The sequence below is a fragment of the Allobosea sp. FBZP-16 genome (genome assembly GCF_002831785.1).
Lineage (GTDB): Bacteria > Pseudomonadota > Alphaproteobacteria > Rhizobiales > Beijerinckiaceae > Allobosea > Allobosea lupini.
The window spans coordinates 128,897-144,357 of record NZ_LNCQ01000045.1; the positions used below are offsets into that span (position 1 = coordinate 128,897).

Genomic DNA, 15,461 nt, shown 5'->3' on the forward strand with positions numbered 1-15,461 from the left:
ATTCTAATGTAGTCGATTGCGAGGAGCGCGGCATGAAGGGCGACAAGAAGGTCATCGAATACCTCAACAAGGGCCTGCGCTCCGAGCTCACGGCCATCAACCAGTATTGGCTGCACTACCGGATGCTCGATAATTGGGGGCTGAAGGACATGGCCAAGACTTGGAAGAAGGAATCGATCGAGGAGATGGTCCATGCCGACCGTTTCGTCGACCGCATCCTCTTCCTCGAAGGCTTCCCGAATCTCCAGACCCTCGACGCGCTGCGCATCGGCGAGAACGTCAAGGAAGTGATCGAATGCGACCTCAAGGCCGAGGTCGAGGCACGCTCCCTCTATCAGGAAGCGGCGAAGTATTGCCGCGACGTCGGCGACTACCCGTCCGAGGACCTGTTCAAGGCCCTGATGAAGGACGAGGAAGGCCATATCGACTTCCTCGAAACCCAGCTCGACCTGATCGGCCGCATCGGCCTCGAACTCTACACCCAGAAGCATGTCGGCGGGCTCGAGGGCGACGAGCACTGACCTGCGGCAGCTGTTTCCAAGGGGCGATCGACCGGGCCTGGTGACAGGCCCGGTTTTTTGTTGCGCAGCTGCCTCCCCAAATACGGCAGCGCGTGTCAGAGAGCGGCGACCAGTAGGGAGGAACGAATGGCTGAGATCGTCGCCGTAGCTCGGGATGAAGGCCACCGCTTCAGCAAGCCGCTGCTGCCGGCGATTCGCCTGCTCGCCGGCCTCGGCGTCGAAGGCGACGCCCATTGCGGCGAGACGGTGAAGCATCGCTCGCGTGTCGCCGTCGATCCGACGCAGCCGAATCTGCGTCAGGTCCATCTGATCCAGGCAGAGCTGTTCGAGGAACTCGCGGCCCGCGGTTTCTCGCTACGGCCTGGCGATATGGGCGAGAATGTCACCACGCGCGGGCTCGACCTGCTCGCTTTGCCCACCGGTGCCCAGCTGCGGCTCGGCCCCAACGCACTCGTCGAGATCACGGGCCTGCGCAATCCTTGCGTCCAGATCGAAGCCTTCCAGCCCGGCTTGCTAAAGGCCGTGCTCGGTCGCGATGCGAATGGCGGGCTGATCCGCAAAGCCGGAATCATGGCAATCGTGTTGGAGGGGGGAGAGGTCCGTCCCGGCGATTCAATCGAGATCAGCTTGCCCGCTTTGCCGCACCGGGCCCTCGAACGCGTTTGAGGCGGCGGAGCCTTTCGGCCCGCCGCCTCATCGAAGCGTGAAGATCACTGACTGGTCAGGCTGAGGCAGCCTGACCAGCGATATGCGCTCGCGACAGCTTCTCAGAGGAAGCTGATGTTCGCGGCTTCGGGGCCTTTTTTGCCGGCGCGGATCGAGAAGCGCACGCGCTGCCCGTCCATCGGCGGCTGCAGGCCGCTGCGGCTCAGCGACGAGACATGCAGGAACACGTCCGGCCCTCCCTTGTCGGGGGCGATAAAGCCGAAGCCGCGATCGGTATTGAAGAACTTCACGGCGCCGTCGAACGGACCTTCCATCGGGGCGCTGGCGCCACGATCGAAGCCGCCGCGATCGCCGCGGTCGAAGCCGCCACGGTCGCCGCGGTCATAGCCGCCGCCACCCCCATAGCCGCCACCAAAATCGTCGCGCGGCGGGCGCGGCGAGAACGGACGGCCACCGCCTCCCGGACCGCCGGCGCCACGCGGCGCGGCGGGGGCTGCGGTCGAGGCATCGATCTCGTGGACGGAGACGACCTGCAGGCCGCGCCGGCCTTCGCCGAGATCGCAGATGATGGTCGCACCGGGCTGCAGGTCCTGCGGATCCTGCGGGCCGATGGCCGAGATGTGGAGAAAAACGTCGCCGGAGCCGTCCGCCGGAGAGGCAAAGCCGAAGCCTTTCTCCGGATCGAACCACTTGACCTTGGCTTCGATATTCTCGTGGGTGACGAAGGGCGCCGGGGCGGCGGGCTTACGACGATCGAACATGCAGCTTCAACGATAGTGACCGGGAGCGCGCAATCTAGCGCAAGCTTCTGGGTTCGTCATCGGTGCGGCGCAGCAAAAATGCTTGTCCGGCGAAATCATGCCGGATTGCAAATTTTTTCCCCAGCGACCGCCGTTTCAAGCGGCGGATCGACTAAAACTCACCCGTTCCGGAGCAGACGTCAACCGTCCTGTCCAGGCTCCGCTTCCGAGCAGCGGATCATCTGCACCTTTTTGGGCATCTCGCCGACCGCCGGGACGAACTGTCCGGTCTGCGGATCGAGGAGCATCAGCGTGCCGGTCGCGACAGCGAAATAGGCGCCATGCAGGTGCAGCCTGCCCTTGCTCTCGAGGATGTTGATGCAGGGGAAGGTGCGCAGGTTCGCGAGCGATTGCTGGACCGAGAGCAAAGCGAGGCGCTCGACATAATCGTCCAGGGTCTCGTTTCGGCCGCGCCCGCCCGAGCGCCTGGCCGCGGGTTCGACCAGCGTGATCCAGCGGCCGATGAAGTCGCCGGACGACAGCGGCCCCTGCGTATCGTCGGCGAAGGCTCTGATGCCTCCGCAGCGGCCATGGCCGAGCACGACGATATGTTCGACCTTGAGCGCCTGTACGCCGTATTCCAGCGCAGCTGAGGTCCCGTGCAGCTGGTCGTCGGGCGAGAAGGGCGGGATCAGATTGGCGATGTTGCGGACCACGAACATCTCGCCTGGGCTCGCATCGAAGATGACCTCGGGCGAGACCCGCGAATCGCAGCAGCCGATCAGCATGATCTTCGGCGTCTGCCCACTCTCTGCGAGTTTCTGGTAACGACTCTGTTCGCGCACGAAGCGATCGTCGAGGAAGGCGCGATAGCCCTCCGTCAGGCGCTGCGGGAACGGCTCGGGAGCTTGCTGGTCCATGCTTCAGTTGGGCCAGAAGCCGACGGCCTTCGTCAAGAGCCCGTCCAGCTGATTCTGCTGCAACGCAGCATCAAATCTCGCAAAACTGCTTCTGCAGTTGCGCCGCCAGCGCCTGCGCGTCGCCGCGAATCAGAATGCGCTTCAATCGCGCACTCGCGCCTGCCGTCAGCGAAACCCGGGAGCGGGAGACCGACAACTCCTTGGCCAGCAATGCGATCAGCGCGGCATTGGCCTCGCCCTCGCTCGGAGCTGACCGGACCCTGGCCTTCAGCACGTCGCGCCCGTCGGCCAGCGTCTCGACGCCGTCGAGGCCATCGCGCCCGCCGCGCGGCGTCAGGCGGACGGAAAGCGCGAGCCCGTCCGGCGTGACCGACCAGGCGGCCATCCAGCCTAGAAAACGTTAGGGTAGATGTAGCGGGTGATCACGCTCTGGATGAAGAAGATCAGCAGCAGCAGGATGATCGGCGAGATGTCGATGCCGCCGAGATTGGGCAGCATGTTGCGGATCGGCCGCAGCGCCGGCTCGGTGATGCGGTAGAGGAAATCCCAGACCGTCGAGACGAACTGGTTGCGCGTGTTGACGACGTTGAAGGCGATCAGCCAGCTCAGCACGGCCGAGGCGATCAGGATCCAGACATAGAGGTTCAGCGCCAGCATCACGACGTCGAGAACGGCACGCATCGAGCAGCATCTCCGAGAAGGCCAGGCGCTCCGCGACGAGCACCCACAAAACTCCTGCCGCAAGCGATTGACAGGAGCGCAACGCAGGGCCTAGAAGGCCAGCGCCTTGGGGGCTGTAGCTCAGATGGGAGAGCGCTGCAATCGCACTGCAGAGGTCAGGGGTTCGAATCCCCTCAGCTCCACCAGGCCTAACGACTGATCGTTGATCTCCCAAAATCATGCCGCTGAAGCCGCTTGAGCGATGGCCTCGCCTTGGCTGCCGGCGCTTGCGCTGCCTAGTATCGGGCGACACGCCTCGAACCGCCCGGCAGCGCGACGATGACCCGCTACCCCATGTTCAACCCGCAGCTGCTGCAGAGCTTCGTCGCGGTCTGTGAGAGCATGAGCTTCACGCGCGCCGCCGAGCGGGTCTCGCTATCGCAATCGACCGTCAGCCAGCAAGTCCGGCGGCTGGAGGAGATGCTGGGCAAGCCTCTGTTCGAGCGCAATCCGCATCAGGTGCAATTGACCGAGGAGGGCAGCCGGCTGCTCAGCTATGCAAGGCGCATCCTCGCTCTACACGAAGAGGCACATGACGCGCTGACCGGCTTCTGGCGCGACGGTGTCCTGCGGCTCGGCATGCCCGAGGATTTCACCGTGCCGACCGCAGGCTTGCTCGCGCAGTTCAGTCTGGCGGAGCCGCATCTGCGGCTAGACGTCACGAGCGGCCTCAGCGCCGATCTCTACAGCGCCTATGAGCGCGAAGAGCTCGACCTCGTCCTGGTCAAGCAGCGCCGCCGCCAGCCACCGCGCGCCGCGCGACCCGAGCCGCTGCTCTGGCTCGACAGCCTGGCCCACCCGGCCATCGAGCGTGCGCCGGTGCCGCTGGCGGTCTTCCCGCTCAACGGGCTCTACCGCGAGGAACTGTGCGAGGCGCTGGACGGTCTCGGCATACGCTGGCGCGTCAGCTATGCCAGCACGAGCTTGGCAGCCCTCATCGCCGCCTCGGCCGCCGGTCTCGGCCTGACCCTGCTTCCCGCGAGCTGCCGGCAGCAAGGCCACCGCGTGCTCGGGGCTGCTGAAGGCCTGCCGGACGTGACCGGCTTCGAACTGGCGCTCTACTACCGCGACAATGCTCCGGACGCGACCATCGCTCTCGCCGGACAACTCAGCGCCCTCTGTGGCCTCCATCCGTAGCGCGCGCCCTGCCGCTCGGCTTTGGCTATCCGGCTGAACATGATGATCATTGCCGAATCGAATGATCATCATGGGCAAACATCGCTGCCAATGCTTGCCCTCGTCCCGTAGATCGGAGCCACAAGCTCACAGTCAGATCGGGGAAACACCATGGGCAGCGTGCCGCACCAGAGCCGCAGGGGCTTTCTCATGCAGACCGGCCAGCTCACCACGTCAGCCGCGATTATCGGCCTGGCCGGTAGCGCCGAGGCAGCGCCCGCTAAGGCTGGGAAGGACGATGCCAAGACCGGCATCACAACATTGACGGACCGCCACTACTATCTCGGTGGCGTCCGGCTCGAAGACGGCTTCGACTATGACGGCGACATCGTGGTCGGCACCCGCACCGGGCTCTACACGCTGGAGATCAAGGACGGGACGATCGCCGCCCTGCATCCGGCCGGCGCGACCCTTTCCGCCGCGCTGCCGCGCTACGATGCCGGCGGCCAGCTGGCGCTCCCGGCGATGCGCGACATGCACATCCACCTCGACAAGACCTTCTATGGCGGCCCCTGGCAGGCGCCGCGCCCGCGCCAGGGCAAGACGATCATGGACATGATCGCGCTGGAGGAGAAGCTGATCCCCAAGCTGCTGCCGACCTCGCAGGAGCGCGCCGAGGGCCTGATCGCCCTGCTGCAATCGAAGGGCACCACCACCGCCCGCAGCCATTGCAACATCGATCCGGTCAGCGGGCTGAAGAGCCTGGAGCACCTGTTGCTCGCGCTCGAAAAGCACCGCGACGACTTCTCCTGCGAGATCGTCGCCTTCCCGCAGCACGGCCTGCTGCACTCCAAGGTCGACGGGCTGATGCGCGAGGCCATGCAAATGGGCGTGCACTATGTCGGCGGCCTCGACCCGACCAATGTCGACAAGGCCATGGAGAAATCGCTCGACGCGATGTTCCAGATCGCGCTCGACACCGGCAAGGGCGTCGACATTCACCTGCACGAGACCGGCGCGTCCGGCACCGCGGCTGTCACCTACATGATCGACACGGTCGAGAAGAATCCGGCTTTGCGCGGCAAGGTGACGATCAGCCATGGCTTCGCGCTGGCGACGATGGCGCCCGGCCTGCAGGCGGAGACGATTCAGCGCCTATCGGCCCAGCAGATGACGATCGCCTCGACCGTGCCGCTCGGCGCCCTGACGATGCCGCTGCCGCAATTGCAGGACAAGGGCGTCTTCGTGATGACCGGCACCGACAGTGTGATCGACCACTGGTCGCCCTTCGGCAGCGGCGACATGCTGGAGCGGTCCTACTTTTACGCGCAGGTCTATCGGAACTCGGACGAATTCCGTCTGTCGCGCTCGCTCGCCATCGCTACTGGCGGCGTCCTGCCCCTCGACGACGAGGGAAAGCGCGCCTGGCCGAAGGTCGGCGACACCGCCGGCTTCACGCTGGTCGGCGCGAGTTGCTCCGCCGAGGCGGTCGCGCGCATTCCGGCGCGCAGCGCCACCTTCCACAAGGGCCGGATGGTCTATGGCAGCGTCGGCAAAGCCTGAGACGGCCCGGCGCTCATAAAGTCGAGATGCAGGCGCGCCCGGAAATCGGGCGCGCCACGCTGATCTCTGCTCAGCCCTTCAGCTTGGCGTTGCACTGGCTCCAATAGCCGCCGCCCTTCTCGATCCACTTCAACTCGCCATTGGCGTTGGCGGCCTTGTTGGCGTTGTACTGGTCGGCGCAGGTCTTGAGGCGCGCGCGGCCGGCGGTCTCATCCGAATATTTCGTCGCGACTGCCTTCGGGAACACCGCGGCCTTGGCCTTGCCCGCGGGCTTCGCCGGGGTCGCCGCAGCCGGCGTCGCCGCCGGAGCGTCCGTCACCGCCGCGGCCGCATCGTTCTCGGAGGCGTCGTCGTCGGCGCAGTTGGCCTTGCGGAAATCGTTCCACTTCTGGCCCTTCAGCGTGTTCGCCTTCTTGGCGTCCTGATACTTTGCGCTGCACTCCTTCATCGTCAGGGCCGAGGCCGGCGCGCCGGCAAGGCCCATGGTCATCAAAGCAAGGGCGGTGGAGAACAGAAGCGTCTTCATGTGCAGTCTCCCTGGGCGATGAATCGAGCTCGCCGCAGCGAGCTTAACCAACGCCGGGAATCTCTGCCATTGCCTTGCGGCAACTTCTTGGCGTGTCGAGCGTTTACAGCCCGGTCATTGAAAGAGGATCAAGCCATGAAGACATTCACTCTCGCCGCCCTTGCCGTCATGGCCATGGGTCTGGGCGCGTGCTCGACCACGGAAGAGCGTATCGGCGGCGCGGCCGTCGGTGCTGGAACCGGCGCGGTCGTCGCCGGGCCGGTCGGCGCCGTCGTGGGCGGGGCTGCCGGCGCCGTCACCGGCCCGACAGTGGCTCGCACCACGCGACGGGCGGTGCGCTAAACGCGATCGGCGGCGGAACCCTACCGCCGCTCCTTCGTTTCGACCATGAAGCCATTCGAGCCCATGGAGTCGAACGATGGACAACGACAAGCGCCTGCCGCCGGACGTACCCTCGCACGAGGATGAGATCGACCGTGCGACGGGTAGCGTCGCGGCTCGGGCCGCAGACCTCGCCAACCGCACGGCGGAAACCGTCAAGGACGGTTATGGACGGGCCAAGGAGAAGCTGGCCGAGATCGATCCCCGCGACACATTGCGCGACGCCGGCCGCTATGCCCAGGAAACCGGCGAGGCGGCAGTCGAGACGGTCAACCGCCACCCGCTCGCGGCCTTTGCCATCGGCGCGGTCAGCGTGGGCCTGCTCGCCTGGGCGATGACGCCACGCCGGTCGAGCTGGCAACCCGACACATCAGGCTGGACACGCATGCTGCGCGACTACAGCGACCAGGCGCTGCGCGCCGGGCGCGATCTCGTCGGCAGTGGCCGCGAACAGCTCGATCGCAGCCGCGATTATGCCAGCCGCGGGCAGGAATATCTCGACATGGGCCGCGATTACGCCCGTGAAGGCGGCCAGATGCTCATGCGTCGCGGCGAGCGCGAGCCCCTTGCCGCTGTGGTCGGCGTCGGACTGGCGCTCTATGTGATTGGCTCTCTTCTGAGCAGCAGCGGCAGCAGCGGCCAGTCGCAACCTGCCGCCCGCCGCCGGGCCAAGCGGTAACCGATCGACTGGGCGGCTCAGCCCCGGCGCGAGGCCTTCTCCGCCTGGCGAGCCGCCTGCTTCTCGGCATCGCCGGCCCGCACCACACTCCGGATCGTCAGCGGCGGCTTGCCCGACCTCTCGGCGATGATGCGGTCCTGCTCCTGAATTGCCTCCAGCGCGGGATCGTCGCCATCGATCCCGCCGAGCAGCTCGGTGGGGACGCGGCGATTGGAGCTGCGCGAGCCGTCCTCATAGAACACGTCGAACAGTACGAAGGCCGCGTCGAGCGGCTTTGATTTCTTGCGGGCCATGGTTCAGTCCTGTTGGTTGAGCGATCTGCCCGGCCGCAGCGCTCGATGGCGGGCCGAGAGATCGCGGAGCCGCGCGAGCGGCGGCAGAAAGCGATGGCCGCGAGGTAGACCTGTCAGGCCGGCAAGGCAAGCCGGAACGGCGCCAAGGACGAGACGCAGCCTATGTCAGACTCAGTGTCTCGACGATCTGCGAGTCGAGCACGAGGTCGTCGCTGGCCCCCATCAGCCACAGGCTGTCGGCTGTGAAGCGCAGGATCGGCCTGTCCCACCAGCGCTCGATCAGACCAGCAAGCGCTGCAGTCTCGGCCACGTCGAGATCGTCGCTCAGGTTCCAGATGCCGACAACATAGAGATCACTGGTCGGCCGCCCGAGCGCCCGCTGGAGAAGGTGGAGCATGTTCTGCCCGTCGCGGCGTTCCGGGTACAGTCGCAGATAGAGCCGGCCGCGATTGACGTTGCCCGAGAACAGGCCGCGCAGCTCCATGTCGACCGGCCCGATGCGCGAGAGCGCCTCTCGCGCCGCAGGATCGATCAGCGGCGGCGCACCGACCGACAGCGAGCCGCACACCGTCGCATGCAGCTTCGCCTGCCGCCGGCTGACGATGTCCCAGGCGATCTTGCCCGCGAGCAGCGACGCGCGCAGCTCGCGCTCCAGCTCCTGGTAAGCCGGCGCCTCCTGCAAGCCCAGCGTCGGCACCACCAGTGAATAGATCGGCGGGTGCCGACCGTTGTCGTAATGCGTGCCGTCCTTGCGCGCGATCGCCCCGGGATGGGCAGGGTCGATCAGCGGCAGATGCGCCAGGCGGTAGCTATCGTCGAGCGCCATTCCGGCACCTGCAACGAAGGCCGTGCGGCTTTTGAGATAGGCGAGATCCTCGTCGCCGATCAGCTCGATCCCGCTCGCCTCGCTCACGCCTTCAGCATCCACTCATGCGCAGGGTCGTTGTGGAACTTCCAGACCCGCTTCGGCCCGGCCATGACGTTGAGATAATAGAGCTCGTAGCCATGCGGCGCGCCGACGGGGTGGTAGCCCTTCGGCACCAGAACGACATCGCCATCCGAGAACGCCATGGTCTCGTCGAGCGAGCGGTCGTCGGTATAGACGCGCTGGAAGCCGAAGCCCTGCGGCGGGTCGAGCCGGTGGTAATAGGTCTCCTCCAGCAGCGATTCCGCCGGCAGATTGTCCTGATCATGCTTGTGCGGCGGATAGCTCGACCAGCACCCCGAAGGCGTGATCACCTCGACGACGAGCAGGCCGTCGGCGGCTTCCGTCTCCGGCAGGATGTTGCGGACATGGCGGGTGTTGCTGCCCTCCCCGCGCGTCAGCGAACCGACATCGGCCGGGCCGATGATGCGGGCAGGTCGCACCCCGGCCGCACCTGGCGCCGAGCAGATCGCAAGCTCGCATTGCCCCTGTGCGGTGAGGCTCCAGTTCGAGCCGGCCGGCACATAAAGCGACCAGGGATCGGGCTCGAACGGCGAGGAGCGCCCGCCGATCACCCCGAAATCCTGACCTCCGGCGCTGGCCGCAACCTTGCCCGAGAGCAGCACGAGACAATGCTCCCTGTCCCCGGTCTCACGCGACAGGCTCTGCCCGGCGGCCAGCTTGTGCACGGCGAATCCGACATGCTCCCAGCCGGCCGTCTCGGGCGTGACCTCATGGATGCGCCCCTCGGCATCGGGCGCCTGCGGCTTGACCAGCAGCTTCGACATGATCGTGTCCGAGCTCAGGCGAGCCCGGCCTCCTTCAGGCTTTTCTCGAGATGGGCGACGCCCTTCTTGGCATAGGTCAGCGGATGCGCCTTCTGCGGATCCTGCTCGGCCTCGACCACGACCCAGCCGGAATAGCCCGGCAGCGCCTTGAAGACGGCGGGGTAGTCGACCATGCCGTCGCCCGGCACGGTGTAGACGCCAAGTTCCTGCCCCTTGCCGAGGATGGCGTCGAGGAAGCTCCAGTCCTCCTTGCGCGCCTGCTCCATCACGCCCTTGCGCACATCCTTGGCATGGACATGGCTGATGCGGGCACGGTAGCGCTGCGCGAGCTTGACCGGGTCGGCCCCGCCCCAGGTCGCATGGCCGGTATCGAGCAGGAGATGCGCCGCCTCGCCCGTCGCGGCCATGAAGGCGTCGATGTCGGCCTCGCTCTCGACGATGGTGCCCATATGGTGGTGGTAGACCAGCCGGACGCCCTCGGCGAGCGTGCGCTCGGCGACCTCGGTGATCCTGCGGCCGAACTGCGCCCAATCGCCCGCTTCCAGAACCGGCCGCTGCGACAAAGGCTTCAAGCGGTCGCCATGGATCGCGTTCGAGGTCTCGGCAAAGACCAGCACGGTCGAGCCCATCGCCTTGAGCAGGTCGAGATGGGCACGCAAATGCTTCATCTCTTCATCAGCGTCGCGCTTCAGCAATTCGGCCGAATACCAGCCGGAGATACAGGCCATGCCGAACGGATCGAGCGCCGCCTTCAGCGTATTGGGCTCGCGCGGGAATTTGTGGCCGAGTTCCATGCCGACGAAGCCGGCTTCGCGGGCCTCGGCCAGGCAGGTTTCGAGCGGCGTCGCGCCGCCGATGTCCTGCAGATCGTCATTCGACCAGCCGATGGGGTTGGCGCCGATACGGATAGGCATGTCGTCCTCTTTGATCAGTTGTCGCGCGCGGCAAGTGCGCCGTCATAGCGCTTGCGCGCTGCCTTGACCTCGTCGCGTACCGAGACCTCGGGCACCGCCACCTCCCACCAATGCCCGCCGGCATCGGTCGAGATCAGCGGATCGGTATCGATGACGATGACGCTGGTACGATCATGGCCGCGCGCCTCCGCCAGTGCGGTCTCAAGTTCAGCCAAACCGGCGACCTTGCGCGAGATCGCGCCCATCGCGCCGGCATGCGCGGCAAAATCGATCTCCGGCAGCGTCTCATGGCGGGTATCGCGCAGGAGATTGTTGAAGGAGGCGCCGCCGGTCGCGTTCTGCAGACGGTTGATGCAGCCGAAGCCTCTGTTGTCGAGCACGACGATGGTGAGCTTGATCCCGAGCATCACCGAGGTCGCGATCTCCGAGTTCATCATCAGATAGGAGCCGTCGCCGACCATGACGAAGACCTCTCGCGCCGGGTCGGCGAGCTTGGCCCCCAAGCCCCCGGCGATCTCGTAGCCCATGCAGGAATAACCATATTCCATATGGTAGCCGCCGGGCGCGCCGGCCTGCCAGAGCTTGTGCAATTCGCCCGGCAGGCCGCCGGCGGCGCAGAGCACGACATCGCTCGCCCGGCTCTGGCGCTGTACCGCGCCGACAACCTGTGCATCGCTCGGCAGGGCCTGGTTGCTCATCGCTGTGTAACGCGCGGCGGTTTCAAGCCAGGCATCACGCGATGCCTGCACCTGCGCGCTCCAGCCTGCCGGCGCCTTCCACCCCGCCAGTGGGGCTTCCAGCTCGGCGAGCCCGGCCTTGGCATCGGCAACCAGCGGCTGCGCGCCATGCTTGCCGGCATCGAATCCTTGCGTGTTCAGCCCGATGATTCGGCACTCCGGATCGGCGAAGAGCGCGCGCGAGCCGGTGGTGAAGTCCTGCAGGCGCGTGCCGACCGCGAGCACCACATCGGCATGCTTCGCGGCATCGTTGGCCGCGCCAGTGCCGGTGACGCCGATCGCTCCGAGATTAAGCGGGTGATCATGCGGCAGGGCGCTCTTGCCGGCTTGGGTCTCGGCGCTCGGGATACCGTGCGCCAGGCAGAAGCGCGCGAGCTCGCCTTCTGCCTCGCTGTAGAGCGTGCCGCCGCCGGCGACGACCAATGGTCGCTTCGCGCCCTTCAGCAGCGCGACCGCCTGCGCCAGTTCCGCCTCGTCCGGACGCGTCCGGCGCGGTTGCCAGATCCGCTCGGCGAAGAAGCCCTCGGGGTAGTCGAAAGCCTCGGTCTGCACGTCCTGGCACAGGGCCAAAGTCACCGGCCCGCACTCAGATGGATCGGTCAGCACCTGCATCGCCCGCTGGAAGGCGGGGATCAATTGCTCCGGCCGGGTGATCCTGTCGAAATAGCGCGAGACCGGCTTGAAGCAGTCATTGGCCGAGACGGTGCCGTCACCGAAATCTTCGATCTGCTGCAGCACCGGATCGGGCCGCCGGCCGGCGAAGACATCGCCCGGCAGCAACAATAGCGGCAGGCGGTTGACATGCGCGACCGCGGCGGCCGTCACCATATTGGTCGCGCCGGGGCCGATCGAGCTCGTCACCGCCATCATCCGGCGCCGGCGTGAGGCCTTGGCAAAGGCGATCGCCGAATGCGCCATCGCCTGCTCGTTATGGGCGCGCAAGGTCGGCAGGATATCGCGGGCGCCATGCAGCGCCTCGCCCAAGCCCGCGACATTGCCATGGCCGAAAATCGCCCAGACGCCGGCGAAGAGCGGCAGCGTGCGGCCACCGACGACCGTTTTCTGCGCGGCAAGCGCCGCCACCAGCGCCTGCGCCATGGTGAGCCTGATCGTGCTCATGACCTGTCTCCTCAGCGCGCTTGCCAGGCGTCGACCAGCCGGCCGAAGCGCTCGGCCATCATCGCGGTCGCAGCCTCGTCATCGAGCTTGCCGGCGAGCCAGCCGCGCGCGGCCTCTCCGAAGATGCTGCGGCCGACCGCGAAACCCTTCACCGTCCTGGCGGTCTGCGCCAGCCGGAACGCAGCCTCCAGCTCCGGCAGCGGCGCGTCGAGCCCGAGCAGCACGACGCCCCGGCAATAGGGATCGTTCTCGGCGATCGCGGCATCGACCGCCGCCCAGGCCGCTGCACTCGGCTGCCCCTCGAGCTTCCACCAGTCCGGCTTGATCCCGATGTCGTAGAGCCGGCGCATGACTGCCGCCATGGTGTCGTCGCCAACCGGACCGTTCTTCGAGCAGATGATCTCGACCAGCAGCTCGCGGCCGACCTGCCGGCAGGCGAGCGCGACGCGCTTCAAGGTCGCCTCCTGCTCGGCCTTCAGCGCCGCGTCGTCGTCGGGATGATAGAAGGCCAGCACCTTGACGACATGGTCGACCGGCCACTCGTTCAGCACCGCACCGAGCGAACCATCGGCATCGGTTTCGAGCCTGAGCGGTCGCGAGCCCGGCACCTCCAATGGCCGTGCGACCCAGAAACCGTGATCGCCGGCGCGGAATAGCGCCTCGCGGCCATGGCGCCCGTCGAGCAGCATGCCGAAGCCCTCGGCACCCTTGGCAATCCGCGCCGCGGCATCGACGGCGAGCCGCTTGAACGCTGCGATGCGCTCGCGCGGCACGCCGGCCTCGTCCGCCATCGCCTCGATCTGGGAGCGGTGGTCGATCGCGAGCGCCATCAGCGTCGCCGCCTGCGGCCGGCGTGTCGTCGCCCAATGGACATGGTTGATCGCCACGTCATGGCGCAGCGCCCGGTGCGGCGAGCCATTCTTCAGGAAGAACTGCAATTCGGCGAAGGTCGGGCTTTCCGGCGAGCAGAGCAGGCGCGAGACGGCGAAGGCGCCGCAGGCATTGGCCCATGTGCAGCAGGTCTCGATCGGCTCGTCGCTGAGATAGCCGCGCAGGAAGCCCGACATGAAGGCATCGCCGGCGCCCAGGACATTGTAGACCTCGACCGGGAAGCCCGGCCCCTTGATCCCGTCCTCGATCGAGGCAGGGATGGCTCCTGGGAAAACCACGCAGCCCATCGGCCCGCGCTTGCAGACGATCGTCGCCTGGCTCAGCGCGCGGATGTTGCGGATCGCGGCGAGCGTATCCTCCGAGCCGCCAGCGGCGTGCAATTCCTCCTCGGTGCCGACGATCAGGTCGCACTCCGGCAGGATCGCCTGGAGATGCTGGGTGACGCTGTCGGAACGGATATAGCGCTCCTCGCCGGCGCCATGCCCGGCAAGGCCCCAGAGATTGGGCCGGTAGTCGACGTCGAACACGACCTTGCGGCCATGCTTGCGGGCGAGCGCGATCGCCTTTCGCTGCGCCTTGGCGGCGTTCGGAATGGCGAAATGCGTGCCGGTGACAACCACCGCCTTGGCCGAGGCGATGAAGGCCTCGTCGATCTCGCTCTCGTCGAGCGCCGCATCGGCGCAATCGGTACGGTAGAAGATCAGCGGGAAGGTCTTCTCGTCGCGCACACCGAGGATCACGAGCGAGGTCAGGCGCTTGGGATCGACGACGACGCCCCTGGTCTCGACGCCCTCGCGCTGCAACTGCTCCAGGATGAAGCGGCCCATCTGCTCGTCGCCGACGCGGGTGATCACCGCCGATCTCAGGCCGAGCCGGGCGGTGCCGATCGCGATATTGGTCGGGCAGCCACCAACCGCCTTGGAGAACGAGGCCATGTCCTCGAGCCGGCCGCCGATCTGCTGGCCATAAAGGTCGACCGAGGAGCGGCCGATCGAGATCAGGTCGAGCACGGGTTCAGGCATCGGGGCGGGCTTTCTCTGCGGTGCCGACGGCGAGCGTCATGGCGAGCGCGAAAGTGGCCGACATCGAGCGGAAGGCGCCGTAATCGGCCTCCTCGACCTCGAGCCACAGGGAGCAATGCTGGGCGAGCGGGCTGAGCGCGCTGTCGGTGATCGCGATCACCGGGATGCCCTTGGCATGGGCCTGCGCCGCGATTCCGACCGTCGTCGGCGTATAGGGCGCGCAGCTCACCGCAACGACGACGTCGCCCTCGCGCGCGATCGCCGCCTGCTCGGGGCCGAGCGCGGCGATGTTGTCGACCAGCACCGCCCGGATGCCGAGCTTGCCGAAGGCGTAGGCGAGATAGGACACCACCGCGAACATCCGGCGCGCGCCGATGAGGATGATCGTCTCCGCCCCGGCGAGCAGGTCGGTCGCCCGGTCGACGTCATGGTATTTCACGGTCGATTGCAGCCGCGTCAGCGAGCTGCGGCTGGCCTCGACGAAGCCGTCCAGCAGCACCTGCGCCATGTTCGGCCCGGCCGCGCCTTCGTCGCGCAGCGCTGCCAGCCGGTCGCGATAATCCGGGAATTGCTGGCGCAGCCGCGAGCGGAAGAGCTGCTGCAATTCGCTGAAGCCGGAATAGTCCAGCGCCTGGGCAAAGCGCACCAGCGTCGAAGCCTGCACGCCGGCCTGCTGTGCCACCTGCGCCGCCGTGCTCAGCGCCATGTCGTCGGGATTGGCGAGCGCATAATCTGCGACCTGCCGTAGCCGTTTCGGCAGGCTCGCCCCCCGCTCGCGCAGCAGGGCGACGAAGCCGTCGAAATCGTCCTTAGGCGTTTCCTGCTGCACTGGCGATGTCATCGGGAACAGGGGCTCTCGCGGCCTTGACTTGCGCCGCCAGAGAATGGAATGTTTGTTCCATTAGTCAAGCGCAATAAAAATAATGTGCCATTGTGACAA

Annotated in this window: 18 protein-coding genes and 1 tRNA gene; 7 read left to right on the top strand and 12 right to left on the bottom strand. The window is 66.6% G+C overall.

The annotated features are described in order from the left end of the window. Window positions 1–32 precede the first annotated feature (32 nt). On the top strand, window positions 33–521 hold the full coding sequence (bfr, locus tag CXY91_RS22900) for a bacterioferritin (RefSeq protein ID WP_057191938.1): 489 nt from the start codon (window positions 33–35) through the stop codon (window positions 519–521). Window positions 522–647: 126 nt separating this feature from the next. Further along, window positions 648–1,187: an MOSC domain-containing protein gene (locus CXY91_RS22905; protein ID WP_100963633.1), complete on the top strand. Its 540-nt coding sequence runs from the start codon at window positions 648–650 to the stop codon at window positions 1,185–1,187. Between the two features lie 101 nt (window positions 1,188–1,288). Here CXY91_RS22905 and CXY91_RS31180 read toward each other — a convergent pair whose 3' ends face one another. The 4 genes from CXY91_RS31180 to CXY91_RS22925 form a co-directional block, all read right to left on the bottom strand. Beyond that, entirely contained in the window at window positions 1,289–1,948 is a 660-nt protein-coding gene (locus CXY91_RS31180) for a cold-shock protein (RefSeq protein WP_091836574.1), read from the bottom strand. Window positions 1,949–2,127: 179 nt separating this feature from the next. Continuing rightward, the gene (locus CXY91_RS22915; protein WP_091836577.1) at window positions 2,128–2,847 is read right to left on the bottom strand and encodes a carbonic anhydrase; all 720 of its coding nucleotides are present in this window, start codon (window positions 2,845–2,847) and stop codon (window positions 2,128–2,130) included. Window positions 2,848–2,917: 70 nt separating this feature from the next. Further along, window positions 2,918–3,232: a DUF167 family protein gene (locus CXY91_RS22920; RefSeq protein WP_100963635.1), complete on the bottom strand. Its 315-nt coding sequence runs from the start codon at window positions 3,230–3,232 to the stop codon at window positions 2,918–2,920. 5 nt (window positions 3,233–3,237) lie between these two features. Continuing rightward, window positions 3,238–3,528, bottom strand: coding sequence for a YggT family protein (locus tag CXY91_RS22925; RefSeq protein WP_091836582.1), 291 nt, complete (start codon window positions 3,526–3,528; stop codon window positions 3,238–3,240). Between the two features lie 109 nt (window positions 3,529–3,637). On the opposite strand from CXY91_RS22925, the gene CXY91_RS22930 reads away from it, so the two are divergent. The 3 genes from CXY91_RS22930 to CXY91_RS22940 all read left to right on the top strand — a co-directional run bounded on the left by CXY91_RS22930 (window position 3,638) and on the right by CXY91_RS22940 (window position 6,246). Beyond that, window positions 3,638–3,713, top strand: a tRNA-Ala gene (locus tag CXY91_RS22930). Between the two features lie 133 nt (window positions 3,714–3,846). Beyond that, complete coding sequence (locus tag CXY91_RS22935) at window positions 3,847–4,704, top strand: LysR family transcriptional regulator (protein WP_100963637.1); 858 nt, start codon at window positions 3,847–3,849, stop codon at window positions 4,702–4,704. Between the two features lie 189 nt (window positions 4,705–4,893). Continuing rightward, entirely contained in the window at window positions 4,894–6,246 is a 1,353-nt protein-coding gene (locus tag CXY91_RS22940; RefSeq protein WP_248307608.1) for an amidohydrolase family protein, read from the top strand. A 70-nt stretch (window positions 6,247–6,316) separates the two neighbouring features. On the opposite strand, the gene CXY91_RS22945 is transcribed toward CXY91_RS22940, so the two are convergent. Beyond that, entirely contained in the window at window positions 6,317–6,772 is a 456-nt protein-coding gene (locus CXY91_RS22945) for a hypothetical protein (protein ID WP_091836588.1), read from the bottom strand. 135 nt (window positions 6,773–6,907) lie between these two features. Here CXY91_RS22945 and CXY91_RS22950 point away from each other — a divergent pair, with 135 nt between their 5' ends. Both CXY91_RS22950 and CXY91_RS22955 read left to right on the top strand, forming a co-directional pair. Next, window positions 6,908–7,114: a hypothetical protein gene (locus CXY91_RS22950; RefSeq protein ID WP_091836590.1), complete on the top strand. Its 207-nt coding sequence runs from the start codon at window positions 6,908–6,910 to the stop codon at window positions 7,112–7,114. Between the two features lie 76 nt (window positions 7,115–7,190). After that, window positions 7,191–7,832, top strand: coding sequence for a hypothetical protein (locus CXY91_RS22955; protein WP_091836592.1), 642 nt, complete (start codon window positions 7,191–7,193; stop codon window positions 7,830–7,832). 17 nt (window positions 7,833–7,849) lie between these two features. On the opposite strand, the gene CXY91_RS22960 is transcribed toward CXY91_RS22955, so the two are convergent. The 7 genes from CXY91_RS22960 to CXY91_RS22990 all read right to left on the bottom strand — a co-directional run bounded on the left by CXY91_RS22960 (window position 7,850) and on the right by CXY91_RS22990 (window position 15,362). Continuing rightward, entirely contained in the window at window positions 7,850–8,125 is a 276-nt protein-coding gene (locus CXY91_RS22960) for a hypothetical protein (protein ID WP_100963641.1), read from the bottom strand. A gap of 160 nt (window positions 8,126–8,285) precedes the next feature. After that, window positions 8,286–9,038 carry a hypothetical protein gene (locus CXY91_RS22965; RefSeq protein ID WP_248307609.1) on the bottom strand — a complete coding sequence of 251 codons (753 nt, stop codon included), beginning with the start codon at window positions 9,036–9,038 and terminating at the stop codon, window positions 8,286–8,288. Continuing rightward, the gene (gene iolB / locus CXY91_RS22970; RefSeq protein WP_100963645.1) at window positions 9,035–9,838 is read right to left on the bottom strand and encodes a 5-deoxy-glucuronate isomerase; all 804 of its coding nucleotides are present in this window, start codon (window positions 9,836–9,838) and stop codon (window positions 9,035–9,037) included. Before iolB ends, CXY91_RS22965 begins: the two co-directional genes overlap by 4 nt. Before the next feature lie 14 nt (window positions 9,839–9,852). Beyond that, window positions 9,853–10,752, bottom strand: a complete 900-nt coding sequence (gene iolE / locus CXY91_RS22975) for a myo-inosose-2 dehydratase (RefSeq protein ID WP_100963647.1) — start codon at window positions 10,750–10,752, stop codon at window positions 9,853–9,855. Between the two features lie 14 nt (window positions 10,753–10,766). Next, a complete protein-coding gene (iolD, locus tag CXY91_RS22980) occupies window positions 10,767–12,608 on the bottom strand; it encodes a 3D-(3,5/4)-trihydroxycyclohexane-1,2-dione acylhydrolase (decyclizing) (RefSeq protein WP_100963649.1) in 1,842 nt (613 codons plus the stop codon). Window positions 12,609–12,619: 11 nt separating this feature from the next. Beyond that, entirely contained in the window at window positions 12,620–14,521 is a 1,902-nt protein-coding gene (locus tag CXY91_RS22985; protein ID WP_100963651.1) for a bifunctional 5-dehydro-2-deoxygluconokinase/5-dehydro-2-deoxyphosphogluconate aldolase, read from the bottom strand. Further along, window positions 14,514–15,362: a MurR/RpiR family transcriptional regulator gene (locus CXY91_RS22990; RefSeq protein ID WP_100963653.1), complete on the bottom strand. Its 849-nt coding sequence runs from the start codon at window positions 15,360–15,362 to the stop codon at window positions 14,514–14,516. Before CXY91_RS22990 ends, CXY91_RS22985 begins: the two co-directional genes overlap by 8 nt. Window positions 15,363–15,461: the final 99 nt, after the last annotated feature.

Excerpts from the sequence above, each read along its gene's own strand:
- CXY91_RS22915 (WP_091836577.1), bottom strand. The coding sequence starts at position 2,847 with ATGGACCAGCAAGCTCCCGAGCCGTTCCCGCAGCGCCTGACGGAGGGC.
- CXY91_RS22905 (WP_100963633.1), top strand. The coding sequence starts at position 648 with ATGGCTGAGATCGTCGCCGTAGCTCGGGATGAAGGCCACCGCTTCAGC.
- CXY91_RS22990 (WP_100963653.1), bottom strand. The coding sequence starts at position 15,362 with ATGACATCGCCAGTGCAGCAGGAAACGCCTAAGGACGATTTCGACGGC.
- CXY91_RS31180 (WP_091836574.1), bottom strand. The coding sequence starts at position 1,948 with ATGTTCGATCGTCGTAAGCCCGCCGCCCCGGCGCCCTTCGTCACCCAC.
- CXY91_RS22985 (WP_100963651.1), bottom strand. The coding sequence starts at position 14,521 with ATGCCTGAACCCGTGCTCGACCTGATCTCGATCGGCCGCTCCTCGGTC.
- iolB (WP_100963645.1), bottom strand. The coding sequence starts at position 9,838 with ATGTCGAAGCTGCTGGTCAAGCCGCAGGCGCCCGATGCCGAGGGGCGC.
- CXY91_RS22925 (WP_091836582.1), bottom strand. The coding sequence starts at position 3,528 with ATGCGTGCCGTTCTCGACGTCGTGATGCTGGCGCTGAACCTCTATGTC.
- bfr (WP_057191938.1), top strand. The coding sequence starts at position 33 with ATGAAGGGCGACAAGAAGGTCATCGAATACCTCAACAAGGGCCTGCGC.
- iolE (WP_100963647.1), bottom strand. The coding sequence starts at position 10,752 with ATGCCTATCCGTATCGGCGCCAACCCCATCGGCTGGTCGAATGACGAT.
- CXY91_RS22935 (WP_100963637.1), top strand. The coding sequence starts at position 3,847 with ATGACCCGCTACCCCATGTTCAACCCGCAGCTGCTGCAGAGCTTCGTC.
- CXY91_RS22945 (WP_091836588.1), bottom strand. The coding sequence starts at position 6,772 with ATGAAGACGCTTCTGTTCTCCACCGCCCTTGCTTTGATGACCATGGGC.
- CXY91_RS22940 (WP_248307608.1), top strand. The coding sequence starts at position 4,894 with ATGCAGACCGGCCAGCTCACCACGTCAGCCGCGATTATCGGCCTGGCC.
- CXY91_RS22960 (WP_100963641.1), bottom strand. The coding sequence starts at position 8,125 with ATGGCCCGCAAGAAATCAAAGCCGCTCGACGCGGCCTTCGTACTGTTC.
- CXY91_RS22955 (WP_091836592.1), top strand. The coding sequence starts at position 7,191 with ATGGACAACGACAAGCGCCTGCCGCCGGACGTACCCTCGCACGAGGAT.
- CXY91_RS22950 (WP_091836590.1), top strand. The coding sequence starts at position 6,908 with ATGAAGACATTCACTCTCGCCGCCCTTGCCGTCATGGCCATGGGTCTG.
- iolD (WP_100963649.1), bottom strand. The coding sequence starts at position 12,608 with ATGAGCACGATCAGGCTCACCATGGCGCAGGCGCTGGTGGCGGCGCTT.
- CXY91_RS22920 (WP_100963635.1), bottom strand. The coding sequence starts at position 3,232 with ATGGCCGCCTGGTCGGTCACGCCGGACGGGCTCGCGCTTTCCGTCCGC.